Source organism: Janthinobacterium sp. BJB446, assembly GCF_002735655.1.
In the GTDB taxonomy this organism is placed as follows: Bacteria; Pseudomonadota; Gammaproteobacteria; order Burkholderiales; family Burkholderiaceae_D; genus Janthinobacterium; species Janthinobacterium lividum.
This window is the reverse complement of the sequence record NZ_PDZK01000001.1, coordinates 588256-602694: the sequence shown is the minus strand read 5'-3', so window position 1 is coordinate 602694 and position 14439 is coordinate 588256. Positions and strand designations below refer to the sequence as shown.

At 65.2% G+C, this 14439-nt stretch carries 13 protein-coding genes; 5 read left to right on the top strand and 8 right to left on the bottom strand.

Going from position 1 to position 14439, the window contains the following annotated elements:
- Positions 1-2 precede the first annotated feature (2 nt).
- From CSQ92_RS02720 to CSQ92_RS02705, 4 genes are all read left to right on the top strand, one after another.
- A complete protein-coding gene (locus tag CSQ92_RS02720; RefSeq protein WP_099393160.1) occupies positions 3-1637 on the top strand; it encodes an alpha-amylase family glycosyl hydrolase in 1635 nt (544 codons plus the stop codon).
- Positions 1634-2545, top strand: coding sequence for a carbohydrate kinase family protein (locus CSQ92_RS02715; RefSeq protein ID WP_099393159.1), 912 nt, complete (start codon positions 1634-1636; stop codon positions 2543-2545). The genes CSQ92_RS02720 and CSQ92_RS02715 overlap by 4 nt, the downstream gene beginning before the upstream one ends.
- Positions 2546-2639: 94 nt before the next feature.
- The gene (locus CSQ92_RS02710) at positions 2640-3926 is read left to right on the top strand and encodes an O-acetylhomoserine aminocarboxypropyltransferase/cysteine synthase family protein (protein ID WP_099393158.1); all 1287 of its coding nucleotides are present in this window, start codon (positions 2640-2642) and stop codon (positions 3924-3926) included.
- Between the two features lie 49 nt (positions 3927-3975).
- A complete protein-coding gene (locus CSQ92_RS02705) occupies positions 3976-4968 on the top strand; it encodes an AraC family transcriptional regulator (protein WP_218964029.1) in 993 nt (330 codons plus the stop codon).
- An 18-nt stretch (positions 4969-4986) separates the two neighbouring features.
- Here the strand turns inward: CSQ92_RS02705 and CSQ92_RS02700 are convergent, their stop codons facing one another.
- The gene (locus tag CSQ92_RS02700) at positions 4987-5790 is read right to left on the bottom strand and encodes an SDR family NAD(P)-dependent oxidoreductase (RefSeq protein ID WP_099394562.1); all 804 of its coding nucleotides are present in this window, start codon (positions 5788-5790) and stop codon (positions 4987-4989) included.
- A gap of 166 nt (positions 5791-5956) precedes the next feature.
- Between CSQ92_RS02700 and CSQ92_RS02695 the strand changes: the two genes are divergently transcribed.
- Complete coding sequence (locus tag CSQ92_RS02695) at positions 5957-6520, top strand: TetR/AcrR family transcriptional regulator (RefSeq protein ID WP_099393157.1); 564 nt, start codon at positions 5957-5959, stop codon at positions 6518-6520.
- On the opposite strand, the gene CSQ92_RS02690 is transcribed toward CSQ92_RS02695, so the two are convergent.
- The 7 genes from CSQ92_RS02690 to CSQ92_RS02660 form a co-directional block, all read right to left on the bottom strand.
- A complete protein-coding gene (locus tag CSQ92_RS02690; protein WP_099393156.1) occupies positions 6492-7520 on the bottom strand; it encodes an AAA family ATPase in 1029 nt (342 codons plus the stop codon). The two genes, CSQ92_RS02695 and CSQ92_RS02690, sit on opposite strands and share 29 nt — an antisense overlap.
- Positions 7517-8884, bottom strand: a complete 1368-nt coding sequence (locus CSQ92_RS02685) for an AMP-binding protein (protein WP_099393155.1) — start codon at positions 8882-8884, stop codon at positions 7517-7519. The genes CSQ92_RS02690 and CSQ92_RS02685 overlap by 4 nt, the downstream gene beginning before the upstream one ends.
- Positions 8881-9474 carry a hypothetical protein gene (locus CSQ92_RS02680; RefSeq protein ID WP_099393154.1) on the bottom strand — a complete coding sequence of 198 codons (594 nt, stop codon included), beginning with the start codon at positions 9472-9474 and terminating at the stop codon, positions 8881-8883. Before CSQ92_RS02680 ends, CSQ92_RS02685 begins: the two co-directional genes overlap by 4 nt.
- Positions 9475-9560: 86 nt before the next feature.
- On the bottom strand, positions 9561-11327 hold the full coding sequence (locus CSQ92_RS02675) for a vWA domain-containing protein (protein WP_099393153.1): 1767 nt from the start codon (positions 11325-11327) through the stop codon (positions 9561-9563).
- Positions 11324-12295, bottom strand: coding sequence for a hypothetical protein (locus CSQ92_RS02670; RefSeq protein ID WP_099393152.1), 972 nt, complete (start codon positions 12293-12295; stop codon positions 11324-11326). The genes CSQ92_RS02675 and CSQ92_RS02670 overlap by 4 nt, the downstream gene beginning before the upstream one ends.
- Before the next feature lie 9 nt (positions 12296-12304).
- On the bottom strand, positions 12305-12790 hold the full coding sequence (locus tag CSQ92_RS02665; protein ID WP_099393151.1) for a hypothetical protein: 486 nt from the start codon (positions 12788-12790) through the stop codon (positions 12305-12307).
- On the bottom strand, positions 12787-14367 hold the full coding sequence (locus CSQ92_RS02660; RefSeq protein WP_099393150.1) for an AAA family ATPase: 1581 nt from the start codon (positions 14365-14367) through the stop codon (positions 12787-12789). Before CSQ92_RS02660 ends, CSQ92_RS02665 begins: the two co-directional genes overlap by 4 nt.
- Positions 14368-14439 lie beyond the last annotated feature (72 nt).

The window sequence follows — 14439 nt, the reverse complement described above, 5'->3', positions numbered from 1 at the left end:
CCATGCGACGCTCCCTGACTACGCTGGCCGCCCTGTTACTCAGCGCTTCGGCGCAGGCAGGGAGCTTTGCGGACAACCCCATCGTCTACTTCGCCGTAACGGACCGCTTCGCCAACGGCAATCCCGGCAACGACCACAGTTATGGCCGCGCCGCCGACCCGGCAGGCGGCGATGTGGGCAGCTTTCACGGCGGCGACATCGCCGGCATCACGCAGCAGCTCAAAGCCGGCTACTTCCGCGACCTGGGCGTCAACGCCCTGTGGATCACGGCGCCGTACGAGCAGATCCACGGCTGGGTGGTGGGCGGCAAGCAGCAGTTCCAGCACTACGCCTACCACGGCTACTGGGCGCTCGACTACACGACCATGGATGCCAACATGGGCACGCGCGAGGAACTGCGCGAAATGATCGATACGGCCCATGCGCAAGGCATCCGCGTGCTGTTCGACGTGGTACTGAACCATCCCGGCTACGCGGACTTGCGCACCCTGTCCGAATACAAGGTGCCGGTCCTGTGGCCCGGCCATGAGCAGGCCGTGCTGCGCGACTATCACAGCTTCATCGACTACAACAACTTCGAATTCAAGCAGTGGTGGGGCCCGGACTGGGTGCGCGCCGGCTTGCCCGGCTACGCCGACGGCGGCAAGGATGATTTCACCATGCAGCTGGCCTACCTGCCCGACTTCCGCACGGAGAGCGGCAAGGCCGTTGGCTTGCCGCCGATTTTGCAGCGCAAGGCCGACACGCGCGCCGTGGCCCTGCCCGATGCGACTGTCCGCACTTACCTTGTCAACTGGCTGGCCGACTGGGTGCGCGAATTCGGCGTCGACGGCTTCAGGGCCGACACCGTCAAGCACGTGGAGCCGGCAAGCTGGCTGGCCCTGCGCGCGGCGGCCACCGATGCCCTCAAGGATTGGAAAACCCGCCATCCGCAGCAAAAGATCGATGACGCGCCGTTCTGGATGACGGGCGAAGCGTGGGGCCACGGCCCCGAGCGCAGCAGCTGGCATGACGCCGGTTTCGATTCGATGATCAATTTCGACTTTCAAAGCCGCGCTGGCGGCGACTGGAAAAGCATCGATGGCGTCTACCGCCAGTACGCGGGCTTGCTGGGCAAGGGCCCGGCCCCCCGCTACGACATCCTGTCGTATATCTCGTCGCACGACACCAGCCTGTTCCCGCGCGACCGGCTGAAACATGGCTTGTCCGCCCTGCTGCTGGCGCCGGGCGGCGTGCAGCTGTTCTATGGCGATGAAAGCGGGCGCCAGCCTGGCGCGGCGCCCGTCGGCGACGAACAGCAGGCCACCCGCTCCGACATGAACTGGAGCTCGATGGATGGGGCCACCCTCGCGCATGCGCGCAAGCTGGGCCAGTTCCGGCTGCGCCACCCTGCCCTGGCGCGCGGCGAACACCGCTTCATCGATGAAAAACCGTACGCATTCGCCCGTGTGACACAGGACGACGCCATCATCGCCGTGCCCGAGGCGCAAGGCCCGCTCGAATTGAAAGTGCACGGCGTGTTCGCCGACGGCACCAGTCTGCGCGACGCTTACACCAATCAAACCTATATCGTAAAAAACGGCACCGTCGCGGTGAACGCGGCCGGCACCGTCCTGCTGGAGAAAGCTGCACCATGAGTACCTATGACATTTTAGTGGTCGGCGGCGCCGGCATCGACACGATCGTGCGCGTCCCCGACCTGCAATTGCCCGTCGCCGATTCGCTGCACGTGCCGCCCATCCGCGACTACGTGGCGCACACGGGCAATGGCGTGGCGCTGGGCTGCCACGCGCTGGACTTGCGCTGCAAGTTCATCGACTTCATCGGCGACGATGCGCAGGGCGCGGCCATCCTGCAGCGCTACAAGGAAGCCAGGCTCGATTTTTCACACCTTGTCGAACCCTCGGGCACGCGGCGCAGCGTCAACCTGGTCGACCCGCAAGGGCGCCGGCTGTCGCTGTACGACGGACGCCATCCGGAAGACGTGCGCATGCCGGCCGCTTTTTATCTTCCCTACCTGGGCCCGGCGCGCCATGCGCACTTTTCCATCATGGGCTGGGTGGCCGAGCTGTTTGACGATGCGCAAGTGTGCGGCACCACGGTGTCGACGGATTTGCACGACTGGGATGGCGTCAACCCGCACCACAGGGTCTTTGCGCTGCGCGCCGACCTGGTCTTCCTCAGCACTGCCGCGCTGGGCGAACGTACGGAGTCCGTCATGCGCGCCATTATCTCGGAAGGCCGCGCGCAGGCCGTCATCGCCATGGCCGGAGCGGATGGCGCCTACCTGCTGGAACGGGGCGGCGAGATCGTGCGTCACACGCCGACGGCAGGCTTGAAGCTGCCCGTGGTAGACACGAACGGCGCCGGCGACTCGTTCGTGGCGGCCTTCCTGCATGCCTGGCTGGGCGGCGCGGGCCTGGACGCCGCCATGCGCCGCGGCGCCATGGGCGGCGCATTTGCCTGCGCGCAGAACGGCACACATGAACGGTTCATCGGGCTGGCAGAGCTGCATGACTTATATCAAGACAGCACTAGCTTATGAATTAAAATTCTATCAAGCGTAGCAACCAGCTAACGGGCGCATGGCACAATGGCTGCGGATTTCACCACCGCATACCATAGCAACCGGAGACCACATGAGAATCGAAACCCTGGCCGTGCACGCCGGCTACACCCCCGACCCGACCACCAAGGCCGCCGCCGTCCCCATTTACCAGACGGTGGCCTACGCCTTCGACAATGCCCAGCATGGCGCCGACCTGTTCGACCTCAAGGTCGCCGGCAATATCTACACGCGCATCATGAATCCCACGCAGGACGTGCTGGAAAAACGGGTCGCGGCGCTGGAAGGCGGCGTGGCCGCGCTGGCCGTGGCGTCGGGCATGGCGGCGATCACCTATGCGATCCAGACCATCGCCGAAGCGGGTGACAATTTCATCTCCGCCAGCCAGCTGTATGGCGGCACCTACAACCTGTTTGCCCACACCCTGCCGCAGATCGGCATCGAAGTGCGCTTCGCCGACGCGCGCCAGCCCGAGACCTTCGCCGCCCTGATCGACGCGCGCACCAAGGCCATCTTCTGCGAATCGATCGGCAACCCGTTGGGCAATGTCACCGATGTAGCGAAACTGGCCGAGATCGCGCATGCGCACGGCATCCCGCTGATCGTCGATAACACGGTGCCGAGTCCCTATCTGTTCCGTCCCATCGAGCATGGCGCCGATATCGTCGTGCACTCGCTGACCAAATACCTGGGCGGCCACGGCACCACCGTTGGCGGCGCCATCGTCGACAGCGGCAATTTCCCGTGGGCCGAACACAAGGAACGCTTCAAGCGCCTGAACGAACCGGACGTGTCGTATCACGGCGTCGTCTACACGGAAGCGTTCGGCCCCGCCGCCTTCATCGGCCGCGCCAGGGTCGTCCCGCTGCGCAATATGGGCGCGGCCATCTCGCCACTCTCCGCCTTCCAGCTGATCCAGGGCATCGAGACGCTGGCCCTGCGCATGGACCGCATCTGCGACAACACGCTGGCCCTGGCCAGGCACCTGAAGCAGCATCCGAAGGTCGCGTGGGTCAATTACGCGGGCCTGGAAGACCACCCGGACCACGCGCTGGTGAAGAAATACATGAATGGCCGCGCCTCGGGCATTTTATCGTTCGGCCTGAAACTGGCGGCTGGTGAGGATCCACGCGCGGCCGGCGCCCGCGTGCTCGACGCCCTGCAACTGTTCACGCGCCTGGTCAACATCGGCGACGCCAAGTCGCTGGCCACGCACCCTGCCTCCACCACGCACCGCCAGCTCAATCCCGAAGAACTGGCGAAGGCAGGCGTGTCGGAAGACATGCTGCGCCTGTCCGTCGGCATCGAGCATATCGACGACTTGCGCGAAGACCTGGAGCAAGCCTTGAACGCGGCGTAAGCCTCTTTTCCACGCCGCCCGGAGGGGACTTCATGCCATAATCGGCGGCATGTCTTCCCCTCCTACTCCCCCTGAGCAGCCGACATCCGGCCATTTCCGCGCCGAATACGCGCGGCGCATGAATGCCGTGCTTGACCATATCGACCGCCACCTCGACACGCCGCTGGACCTGGCCCAGCTGGCCGACGTCGCGCATTTTTCACGTTTCCACTTTCACCGCGTATTCGCCGCCTGGATGGGCGAGACGCTGGGCGACTATGCGCGCCGCCGGCGCCTGGAAACGGCCGCCCTGCGGCTGGCCTGCCGTCCCGACGAAACGATACTGGACATCGCGCTGGCGACGGGCTTCGGTTCCGGCGAAGCGTTTGCGCGCGCCTTCAAACTGAAATTCGGCTGCACGCCAACGGCCTGGCGCGCCGGTATCGCCGCAAAAAACGCTGCCATGCTCGCAGCCATGCGCCTGCGCCGGCAAGATAGCAATCCGGATCAGGCCATGCGCAATCCTGGTCAGGAAAACGGGCCGAACTTCCAGCACCATGGGCACTCCAATCCACTTCATAGAGAGAGTCCCATGCAAGTCACCATCCTCGACCTGCCGCCCGCCACGGTGGCGTGCCAGCGCCATATCGGCCCCTACGGTCCCGCCATCGGCGCCTTCTGGCGCGACACCATCGCGCCATGGATGCAGTCGCACGGCCTGGGCGACGCGACGTGCTACGGCATCGGCCATGACGATCCCAGCATCACGCCGCCAGACAAATGCCGCTACGACGCCTGCGTCACCGTGCCCGATGCGTTCCAGTCGGGCGGCCGGGCCAGCATCACCACCCTGCCGGGCGGGCGCTATGCGGTGGCGCAATTCAAGGGACCATCCAGCGCCATTGCCGAAACATGGACGCGCATGACGCGCGAATGGCTGCCGGCCAGCGGCCTGCAGTGGGATGAGCGCCCGTGCTTCGAGCGCTTTTCCGCGGCCACGGCGCTGGACCCGGCCACCGGCGAATTCTCTTGCGACATCTGCATCCCCGTGCGGCCCCTGTAGCTTCCTCTTTCGCGTGTATCAGCCCGCGATACCATAACGCGATGCCGGCTTGCCGCGCATCGCGCCTGCGAACAGGGCCAGGCGGGCAGAGTCAAACTGCTCCCACAAGGCCTGGTCTTCGACGGAAGGCAAGGTCACCAGTTCGCCCTGATCCAGGCCCGCCAGCGCCGCATCGACGCAGTCTTCGGCGCGCATGACGGTGGCCTGGTCCAGCTGCGCCAGCGGCACGCCGCTCAATTCCCAGATTTCCGTTGCCGTCGATGCGGGCAGCACCAGCTGCACCGTAATACCCGTGCCGGCCAGCTCCTGCTGCAAGCCCCGCGTGAAATTCATCACATAGCCCTTGGTGGCGCTGTAGATCGTGCTGACGGGCAAGATGTGGAAGGACAGCACGGAACCGATATTGATGATGGTGCCGCTGTTGCGCAGCTTGAACTGCGGCAGCACGGCGTAGCTCAACTCCGCCACGGCCGTCACGTTGACCTTGTCCATGGTGGCGATGCCCGCTTTCGGCGTATCGACGACGGGCGCCAGGGTCGAGGCGCCCGCATTATTGACCAGCATGGTGATGGCCGGATTGCTGGCCAGTTCATCGGCCACGCGCTGCAGGTCGGCCGGCGCGGACAGGTCGGCCGCCATGGCACGCACGGACACGCCATACTTTTCTGCCAGCGACTTGGCCAGCACGCCCAGGCGTTCGACCCGGCGTGCCACCAGGATCAAATCGAAGCCACGGCTGGCCAGGCGGTCCGCATACACGGCGCCCAGGCCCGACGATGCGCCGGTGACGAGGGCCGTGCCTTGGGTAGTAACTGCATTCATGATCATTCCTTCTTCAATATAGGGGGTGGGCTGGCGTCATAAAACATGACAGCCATCATGCTTCAACACATTAAATATGACGGTCATCATGTTTAATGTGTTGAAGCATGACGAACATCATGTATCATGTCAACCATTATTTTTGAACCGCGATCAGGAGCCTGTCATGCGTTATCCCGCCGAAGAAACCGCCGAAAAGCACCAGCGCATCCTGACGCAAGCGGCGCGGCTGTTCCGTGAAAAGGGCTACGACGGCGTCAGCGTGGGACAGATCATGCAGGCGACGGGACTCACGCATGGCCCCTTTTACAACCACTTCGCTTCGAAGGAAGCGCTGATGGCGGAAAGCACCCTGCATGGCTCGGAACACTCGCGCGTGGCGCTCGATGCGGCAACGGAAAGCCCGGAAGCCATGCGCCAGTATGTGCGCGATTACGTGAGCGCGGCCCACCGAGACGCGCCGGGCGATGGCTGTTTGCTGGCCGCCCTGGCCGGCGACGCGCGCAAGCAGCCGGCCGTGCGCCCCGCCTTCACCGTCCACCTGAAATCCATCATCGGCAAGCTGGCCACGCATTTTCCGTGGCAGAAAAAACGCAACCGACAACAGGAAGCCATCGTCATGCTGTCAGCCATGGTGGGCGCCGTGGCGCTGGCGCGCGCCGTCGACGATGCCGCGTTTTCCGATGAGATCCTGGCGGCAGTCAGCGCAACACTTGCGCCACCTGCCTGACCCTGTCGGCCACCGTGCCGGACACATTGATAAAAGCGATCCCCTGCCGCGCCAGCTCGTCCTGGTACCACGCATGCTGGCGCGCGCGAAAATCCCCGTCGCGGCGCGTGCCATCCTGGATGAAGGGGAAGTCTGGGGCGCACAGCAGCACCAGATCGTAACGGTGTTCTGCCAGCCGCGCCAATTCCTGTTCGGCCCTGCCAAACATCTCGACACAGTAAAAATACGTCGTCATGGGCGAGGTATCGCAAAACAGCCAGCGCCGCGCAGCCAATAGCGCCTGCGCTTCGCGGCGCAGCTGTTCCCGGCCGATCTTCAGCAGATCGTCATAGTTCAATATGCCATCCTGGCTTTCCCACAACTCGCGGCCATATTCGGCCACCCAGGCCGTCTCGAAATGCGCCGCCAGTGCTTGCGCCAAGGTCGTCTTGCCGCTCGATTCGCCACCGAGCACGCACACGCGCGTGACAAAATCGGCGCGCACAATCGGCGACAGGAAGGCGCTGTGCGCATGCGGGTCTTGCCTGGCCCGCGTGCCGGACACGGGTACCACAGTTCTCGCCTGGTCCACGCTCACATGCGCCACCGGCCCGCTTGCATAATGCCGTTCCAGCACCCGCGCAAAACCGGGGCCATAGTCCTCGCTGGTGAAGACGGCATCGACGGGCAGCGCCAGCACCGTCCAGCACAGCCAGCCCATGAAATGGCGGTGCGCGTCGCCATCGTCGTCGTTGTGCGGCAGCGTACGCGCCGGCACGCCGCGCGCCGCGCACAGGGCGGCCAGGCGCGCATCGTCCAGCACGACGATGTGCGCCTGCGGGAATTGCGCGCGCAGCCACCGTTCCCGGCGCGCCGGCTCGTAACCGGGAAATTCGGGCCTGGTGTAGCTGACCACCAGCAGTTCTTCGCTGGCCTCTTGCGCACGATGGATCAACAGTTCGTGGCCCTGGTGCAGCGGGCAGAATTTACCGACCACGAGGCCGCGTTTATAAAGGTTCATGCCACTGCTTCCTGCAAATCCGAAGTGTATTGAATGATCTTGTCTTCCGCCAGCAAGGTCTCGACCGTGATGGTGCCGAAAAAAGGCGCGAGCAAGGCGCGGGCCCGGTCAGCCTGCGGCATGGCGTTCGGCGCCAGGCGCAGCGCGATGGTGCCGTCGCCATGCTGGTGCACGCCGAACAGGGCGATGGCCAGCGGTTTCAGGGCATGCGTAATGTCGATATTGTTGATCCATTCGCCATTGATCGTCCTGTAGCGCAGGGGACTGCGGCCGGCCAGGCCCACCAGTACGGGACCATGCGGGCCATGCGCCAGCGAAGCGTAATCACCAGTGCGGTAGCGAACCAGCGGCAGGCAAAAATTGAAGCCGCCCGTCACGGTGATTTCGCCGCGTGCGCCATCCGGCACGGGCTGGCCCGCGCTATCGAGGATTTCCACGTACAGCCGGTGCTGCAGCAGCACGTGGCCGCCCGCCTGTTCATCGTAGACGGCCACGGGCCCCACTTCATTGAGCGAATAGATATCGAGCACGGGGCAGCCGAACGCCGCTTCGAGGCGCGCGCGCATGCCGGGCAACAGCATCATCGACACGGACAGCAGCGCGGCCGGCTTGTGCGTCATGGACAGGGTCAGCAACTCGGCAAACGAGATGGGGTCGCCCGCGATCAGCTCGGGCGCCATGGCATCGAGGTAGCGCGCGCGGTCATCCGGGTCGCGCCAGTCGTCCTCGTGCAGGTTGATCTTCGCCAGGCCCGATTCGTTCATCGTCGGCGTGACGGAGACATAGGTGAAGCAGCGGCGCTGATGCCCCAGCAGCATCACGCCCACCTGGCCCGCGCCATGGCGCAGGGTGACGCCGAAGCGGCGCAGCGCGCGTTTGTGGAAGGCCAGGTAGCGCCCCGCCACCAGCGGGTGCGAGGCGATCAGCAGCGGGTGGCCAGTCGTGCCTGTCGTCTGGAAGTTGATCATGCGCGCCAGGTCCGCGTCGTCGGGCACGAAGGCGGCGATGTCGTAGGCCAGTTCGGCGCGGCTGATGGGCGCCACGTCCGCAAGACGCGCGGGCGGCGAACCGCAGGCGCGGTAATGCGGCACGGTGGCGTAGGTCGTCCTGAGAAAATCCGCCAGCCAGGGCAGCGGCGCGTCTTTGCTCCAGCCGATCTCCGCCTGCATGACTTCCTGCTCGTAGGCGCGCAGCGCTTCGACCTCCCCGGCCAGCAGCTTGTTGCCGCTGCGGTTGCGGTACCGGGGTGCCGCGGGATGGCTGCGCAGTTTTTCCAGCATGCGCGCCCCCGCCTGCGTCAGGGTGGGACAGTAGTCGCAGTCCGATTCCCAGGCGCCGCCCGGCAAATTGACGTCCACACTCATTCGCGCGACCACTTGTCGGCCGATTCCTCGGCCGCTTTCTTTGCCAGCGCTTCGCGGATTTCGCGCGCACGCTGCTCGGCCAGCCGGCTCGCTTCGAGCAGGCGGCGGCGCTCCGTGCCGCTGATGGCGGACAAGCGGTCCGTGGCCTGCGCCACGCTTTCGTCGCGAGGCCGAAAGCCCAGGCGCGCCAGCACGATGCGCGCCAGTTCCTCGCGCCGCTCGGGGTCTTGCGTGAACTGGTGGGCCGGCGTGGCAGCGGCCAGTTCGCGCGCCGCCTCGCCCAGCACCTGCAACAAATCGTGTTGCGGCAACTGCTGGCCGATGAACCAGTCGTCGGCCAGCAGCCAGCACAGGATCATGGCCAGCGCCAGCCGGTTGCGGTCTGCCTTCACCTGCGCGCCGATAAAACCCTGCAAGGATGCGGCCGGCGCGCGCGCGCCATGCAGCAGCAAAATATCGTTGACCAGCGCGGCCACCGCCACGGCCTGTGCATTGTTCACGCCCGCGATGCGCGGTTCACACAGGAACTCGACGGGCGTGTCGGCCAGGCGGTGGGTTAATATTTCGAGTAGTGGGCCAAGAGTGTTCATCGCTTTACTTTTAAAATCCAACCCTAAATGCAAATGCCGGGGTCGGACCCTCAGGGTCCGACCCCAGATTTCGCCGTTGGGGTAATTTAAACATAGTGGCGCCGGCTGAACGCCCGCGCAAAGTCCAGCAAGTCCTCGTAGCGCTCGACGGCGTGGATATCCCAGCCCTGCTCGCGGCGCGCGCGCTTCAGATCGTCATAGGTCTGCTGCAGCCACTTATGGGCCGCCGCGCCATCCCAGTCGCGCTCCAGGTTCAGGGCCATGGTGCCGCCCGCGCCGCCCTGCGCCAGCGCTTTCGCCGAGATATCCCAGCCGCTGTTGCCCAGTTCATCCTTGTCGAACATGGTGGTGATGCCGTCGTCGGAAATCATCAGGATGTGCGCGGGCCGTTCGCGCCTGGCCGCATAGGTCTGGCGCAGGCGGTGGATGGGGAAACAGGTGCCGCCGCCAAAAAATTCCGTCAGCACGCCCAGGATCATGTCTTCATCGCGCACGAAGCCTGGCGTTTGCATCACCTCGTTCTTGCCGCTCCACAGGGTCACCTGCACCTTCGCGCCGGCGCGCAGGGCGGACAAGGCGATGACGGCGCCAGCCAGTGTCAGGAACGAGGTATGCGCCTGCGGGTTCGGCATGGAGCCGGAACTGTCCACGTACATGTCCAGGTCGACGGGCACGGCATCGGTGGCGCGCGCCGGTTCGCGGCCGTACACGCGGCGCACGGTGGTCACGCCCGGCACGGGGCGCGGCGATTGCATCACCGATTGCAGCCAGTCGATGTCTTCCAGAGGGTCGCCGATTTCCCATGCTTCCAGCCCTTCCATCTGCGGTTCCTGCGACTCGGGCGCGGGGCGGCTGGGGAACGCCACCAGGTGCGGCAATGCCCGTTCGCGGTAATAGCGGATGGCGATTTCATGGTCGCTCAGGTTCACGCCCGACGCCTTTAAAATGTCGCCCAGCTCGAACGGTTCGCGCAGTTGCCCGCCGCCCTGCCTGGCGGGCGCCTCGGTCACAGATTCCTCGCCATCAAGGCCGGAAATGCGCTTGTCGTGCACCGGGTGGATGGCGCCGTCCGCCTCGTCATCCTCGATCTGCTGCGCGCCATAGGTCTGGCAGCCACGGGCCGCGTCGCGCGTATCCTGCAGATAACGGCTAGGGTCAATGTCACCGAGGGCATCCGTATCTTCCACCAGGTAAGGCAGCAGCAAGGTGGCGAAGCGGCCCGCCGCCAGCATCCAGTCGTTCGCGTAAACACGGATTAGGCGCGCTCCCAGCCAGGCATCCGTGTCCAGGCGTTCGTCTGCACTACCGCCTCCGAGTTCGCCCTTTTGCAGCTGCCACAGGTTTTCATAGATGCGCATGTACAGCGTCCACACGCCGCCGCTACCCTTGGCATCGGCTTGCGCAGAGCGCCCCTGCTGCAGTTTGCGGTAGATATCGGCCATGCGCAAATTCGCCTGGCGCTGCAAACGGTCGTTGATGAACAGGTCCGTGTACAGGTTGGCCACCATGGGCGCATGCTGTTCCAGGGTCGGCAAGGCGCGGCGCATGCGCGCCAGCAGGCGGAACTGGTCGCTGGCACTGCCCGGCGCGAGAATGTGGTGGCCGATTTCATGGGCAAGCACTTCCAGCGCATAGTCGTCCAGGCCCAGCTCCGTCACCAGCGGCAAGTCCACCACCACGCTCTGGTCCAGCAAGCGGATCATGGCGAAGCTGCCGGACAAGCCCTGCTTGCTGGCCTCGACGCGGCTGGCGCACAGGTTCGGGTCGCGCAGGCGCGTAAATTTGCTCCACGCGGCCAAGGCCTCGGGCCAGGCGGCGCGCCAGCGGTCGATCAAGTCGGCATCGTTCTTCATGCGAGCGGCAGCAGGCGGATCGCATGCGTCCACGGTGACGTGACGGCCAGCGTATGCGCATTCGCGGCAAGCGCGATATCACCGGCCGGCAGGTCGAGCGCGATGCTGCGCGCGCCGATATGCACGGTCGCCCCCTCGAGGCGCACGGACGCCGGCATGGCACTTGGCGCCTGCTCGAACTCCTGCGCCGTCGCGCTGTGCAGCACGGCGCCATAGGCGTCGGCCACCAGCAGGTAGTGGCGCTCGGCGCTGCGCACGACAAAACCGTCCTTCGTGGCGCGCACTTGCGGCGGTGTGCCGAAGTCGCCACCGAGGCCGCTGAAGCTGCCGAACGCCCTGCCCTCGGCATTGCCGCGCCAGGGATTCGCCAGCAACTGCGCATGCACCTGCGGCCATTGCGCGCCCAGCTCGCCAAAGGCGGCCAGCGCCAGCGCTTGTGGCAAGGTGTCGGCGGCGGCCAGCGCACCCAGGCGGAAATGCGCGACGCCGGCGCGCCAGGCCAGCACCTGGCCCACGGCACGCAGCTGCGCGACACTGGCGACTTGCGGCGCCACGGCAGCCATCCCGGCCTGCCATTGCGCGGGCCGCGCTCCCGCCACGGCGCCAATGTGGATGGCGGCGTTGCTGAGCATGCCCAATACATCCACGGACGCGGTGGCCAGCAACGGCGCAAACGAGGGCGCCAGTTCGCGCCAGACGGTATTCAGCAAGGAATTTTTCGCGGCAGGCCCGGCCAGGCCATGGCCCACCAGTTCCAGCGCCATGTCATAGGCGGCAAAGGTAGCGCCGCCCACGCGCTCGGGCGCGGCGGCGGCCAAGGCCACCACCAGCGGATCGACGCCGTCGTGCAGGAAGGCGCCAAAGGCGGCCATGTCGAGCGCGGGAAAGCGCCGGCGCGCCTCCACAGCGCGCGCATTGAACTGGGCGCGGCCGCTGGCAAGTATCGAGGAAAAGGCAGGAGAAATCATCGCAGCCTGTCAATCGCTGTGCGAAAAGTGCAGCAGATAGCGCCCATCCCCTGACTCGAAGGCGATCTCGTCCCAATGAATCGCGTACCAGACACCAGGTGGCGGCGTCATCGTCACGCCGTGCACGGTGAATCCGGCCAGCGACATGTCCAGCGCTTCGAGGAAAGCGTTGACGAGGCAGGCGCGAAAACGGCCGGGCGGCGCCGTGCGCATGTGATCCGACGAGAAGAACCAGCGCTGGCACACCTGCTCCAGCTGCGCGCGCCCGCACGGCACCGCCGCGATCTGCCACAAGGCCTCCGGCAAGTCGCGCGCGGGTTCGATGACGGTCAAGGCATAATCTTCGATGCGCAAGCCCAGCGCCGTGGCCAGGTCTGGCGCGTCGGGCAGGCGCTGCAGCTCGTAAGTTGCGCACAGGTCGCTGGCCTCGCTGTTCAACATGGCCAGCGCATCGAGAAACCCGCGGCAGTGATCGATATTCAGAGCGTAATTCATTGCGAACGCAGCCAAGTGCGGTAGTTCGTATAGCGCTGGTGCAGATACTTGAGCTTCAGCAGGTCGTCGTACAGGGGACCGTACAATTTTCTGCCCTTCGTGCGCTCGCCGATCAGCTTTTCGATGCGGTTCAGGCGCGCCAGGGTCTCGCGTTCGCTGACGCCATCGAGGCCCAGGTCGAATTCGGCCGACAGGACGCCGACAGGATCATCGCGGTCCAGGTCCAGGCGGTTGAATTCATCGTTCGACAAGTCGAACAAACGGCGCAGCCAGCCTAGTCTGTCGCTGCGGTAGGCGACATTTTCCGGCAGCGCGAAAAATGGCGCGTCCGGATCCGGCTGCAGCTTGTTATGCAGGACGAACGGCAGCACCTGGCGCAAGTCTTCCAGCGCCACCTCGCCATTGCCGCGGAAATAAGCCATGGCCTTGGCGTAGATCATCAGTGCCATCAAGGTGCGCACGGAGATCCCGTTGAGGGTCTGGCAGCCCAGGTCCTTCAGGCGGTCGCGCCCATTGTCGGCCGCCTGCGCGGCGCCCCGGTCGGCGCCGGCCAGGCGGGCCGTATCCTTGGTCATGTATTCGAACTGGCCACCGGCCGTCTCGAACAGCTCGAACTGGCTGGCGAAGAATTCCAGGCGGCGGCGTACGGCGTCGGGTATGGCCACCTGGCGGATGGATGCGCCGATCTGATCCACCTCCCCTTCCGTGAAGATGATATCGGGCGGCACCAGCTCTTCGGGCCGCACGTTTTCTTCCACGCGCAGCAGCAGTTCGTTCAGGAAGCGCGGGTTGAAAGCGAGCGCCTGCACCGTCACGTCGACCCGGTCGCGCAGCGCTTCGATCACCTGGTACGTGCCGCCGCCCTGGTCGTCGTTGGCCGTCAGATACCAGGCCGCTTCCGGGCATTCGTAAATATGGTTCAGCACCTCCGCGTAATTGTCGCCCATGACGGTGAGCAGCGCGCTTTGCGTGCGCGTGGGGATGCGGTTGTATTCATCGACGATCTTCACGCGCATGCCCAGCCAGGCGCGCCAGGCGATGCGGATATCGTCCATGCTTTGCGCGTTCACCAGGTCCGCCGGCAGCGGATTGCCCAGCAAATCGGCCACCGTCATCTGCGGGTGGCCATGCTGCATGGCGCGCTTGACTTCCTTGACGGTGGAGCCGGCAAGCACGCCCATCAGCAGGGCGCTGGCCGTCTTGCCCCGCCCCGGCCCGCCGACAAACAGGCATTTGCGGCGCGTGGCAAATGTCAGCAGGGGCAGCAAAATAAAACTGGAATAGCTTTGCGCCGACGGCAGATTCAGGGTGCGGCGGCTGTCGCCCACGGAATACGTCTGCGACGGGCCATCGTTGTATTCGATGTCGTAATGGGGGCTGATGATGGCGTGATTGACGATCCAGAAATACGCCTGGCGCAGCTTTTCATCGAACGGCCGCGCTTGCGCCTCGCCTTCCGCTCCCAGCGCGATGGGGCCCTGGTACAGGTCCGCCACGTCGAACTGCCGCGCGGCGGGCGCGGACTTGGGTTTGGTGGGGGCCTGGGACAGGCGCTGGAACAGGTTAAAAGACGGCATGGCAATATTCTTCCATTAAGGAAATGAAATTATTGCACAAGCCACCTGCAAGCACCGGTTCGGATGACAAGC

Excerpts from the sequence above, each read along its gene's own strand:
- CSQ92_RS02720 (WP_099393160.1), top strand. The coding sequence starts at position 3 with ATGCGACGCTCCCTGACTACGCTGGCCGCCCTGTTACTCAGCGCTTCG.
- CSQ92_RS02715 (WP_099393159.1), top strand. The coding sequence starts at position 1,634 with ATGAGTACCTATGACATTTTAGTGGTCGGCGGCGCCGGCATCGACACG.
- CSQ92_RS02710 (WP_099393158.1), top strand. The coding sequence starts at position 2,640 with ATGAGAATCGAAACCCTGGCCGTGCACGCCGGCTACACCCCCGACCCG.
- CSQ92_RS02705 (WP_218964029.1), top strand. The coding sequence starts at position 3,976 with ATGTCTTCCCCTCCTACTCCCCCTGAGCAGCCGACATCCGGCCATTTC.
- CSQ92_RS02700 (WP_099394562.1), bottom strand. The coding sequence starts at position 5,790 with ATGAATGCAGTTACTACCCAAGGCACGGCCCTCGTCACCGGCGCATCG.
- CSQ92_RS02695 (WP_099393157.1), top strand. The coding sequence starts at position 5,957 with ATGCGTTATCCCGCCGAAGAAACCGCCGAAAAGCACCAGCGCATCCTG.
- CSQ92_RS02690 (WP_099393156.1), bottom strand. The coding sequence starts at position 7,520 with ATGAACCTTTATAAACGCGGCCTCGTGGTCGGTAAATTCTGCCCGCTG.
- CSQ92_RS02685 (WP_099393155.1), bottom strand. The coding sequence starts at position 8,884 with ATGAGTGTGGACGTCAATTTGCCGGGCGGCGCCTGGGAATCGGACTGC.
- CSQ92_RS02680 (WP_099393154.1), bottom strand. The coding sequence starts at position 9,474 with ATGAACACTCTTGGCCCACTACTCGAAATATTAACCCACCGCCTGGCC.
- CSQ92_RS02675 (WP_099393153.1), bottom strand. The coding sequence starts at position 11,327 with ATGAAGAACGATGCCGACTTGATCGACCGCTGGCGCGCCGCCTGGCCC.
- CSQ92_RS02670 (WP_099393152.1), bottom strand. The coding sequence starts at position 12,295 with ATGATTTCTCCTGCCTTTTCCTCGATACTTGCCAGCGGCCGCGCCCAG.
- CSQ92_RS02665 (WP_099393151.1), bottom strand. The coding sequence starts at position 12,790 with ATGAATTACGCTCTGAATATCGATCACTGCCGCGGGTTTCTCGATGCG.
- CSQ92_RS02660 (WP_099393150.1), bottom strand. The coding sequence starts at position 14,367 with ATGCCGTCTTTTAACCTGTTCCAGCGCCTGTCCCAGGCCCCCACCAAA.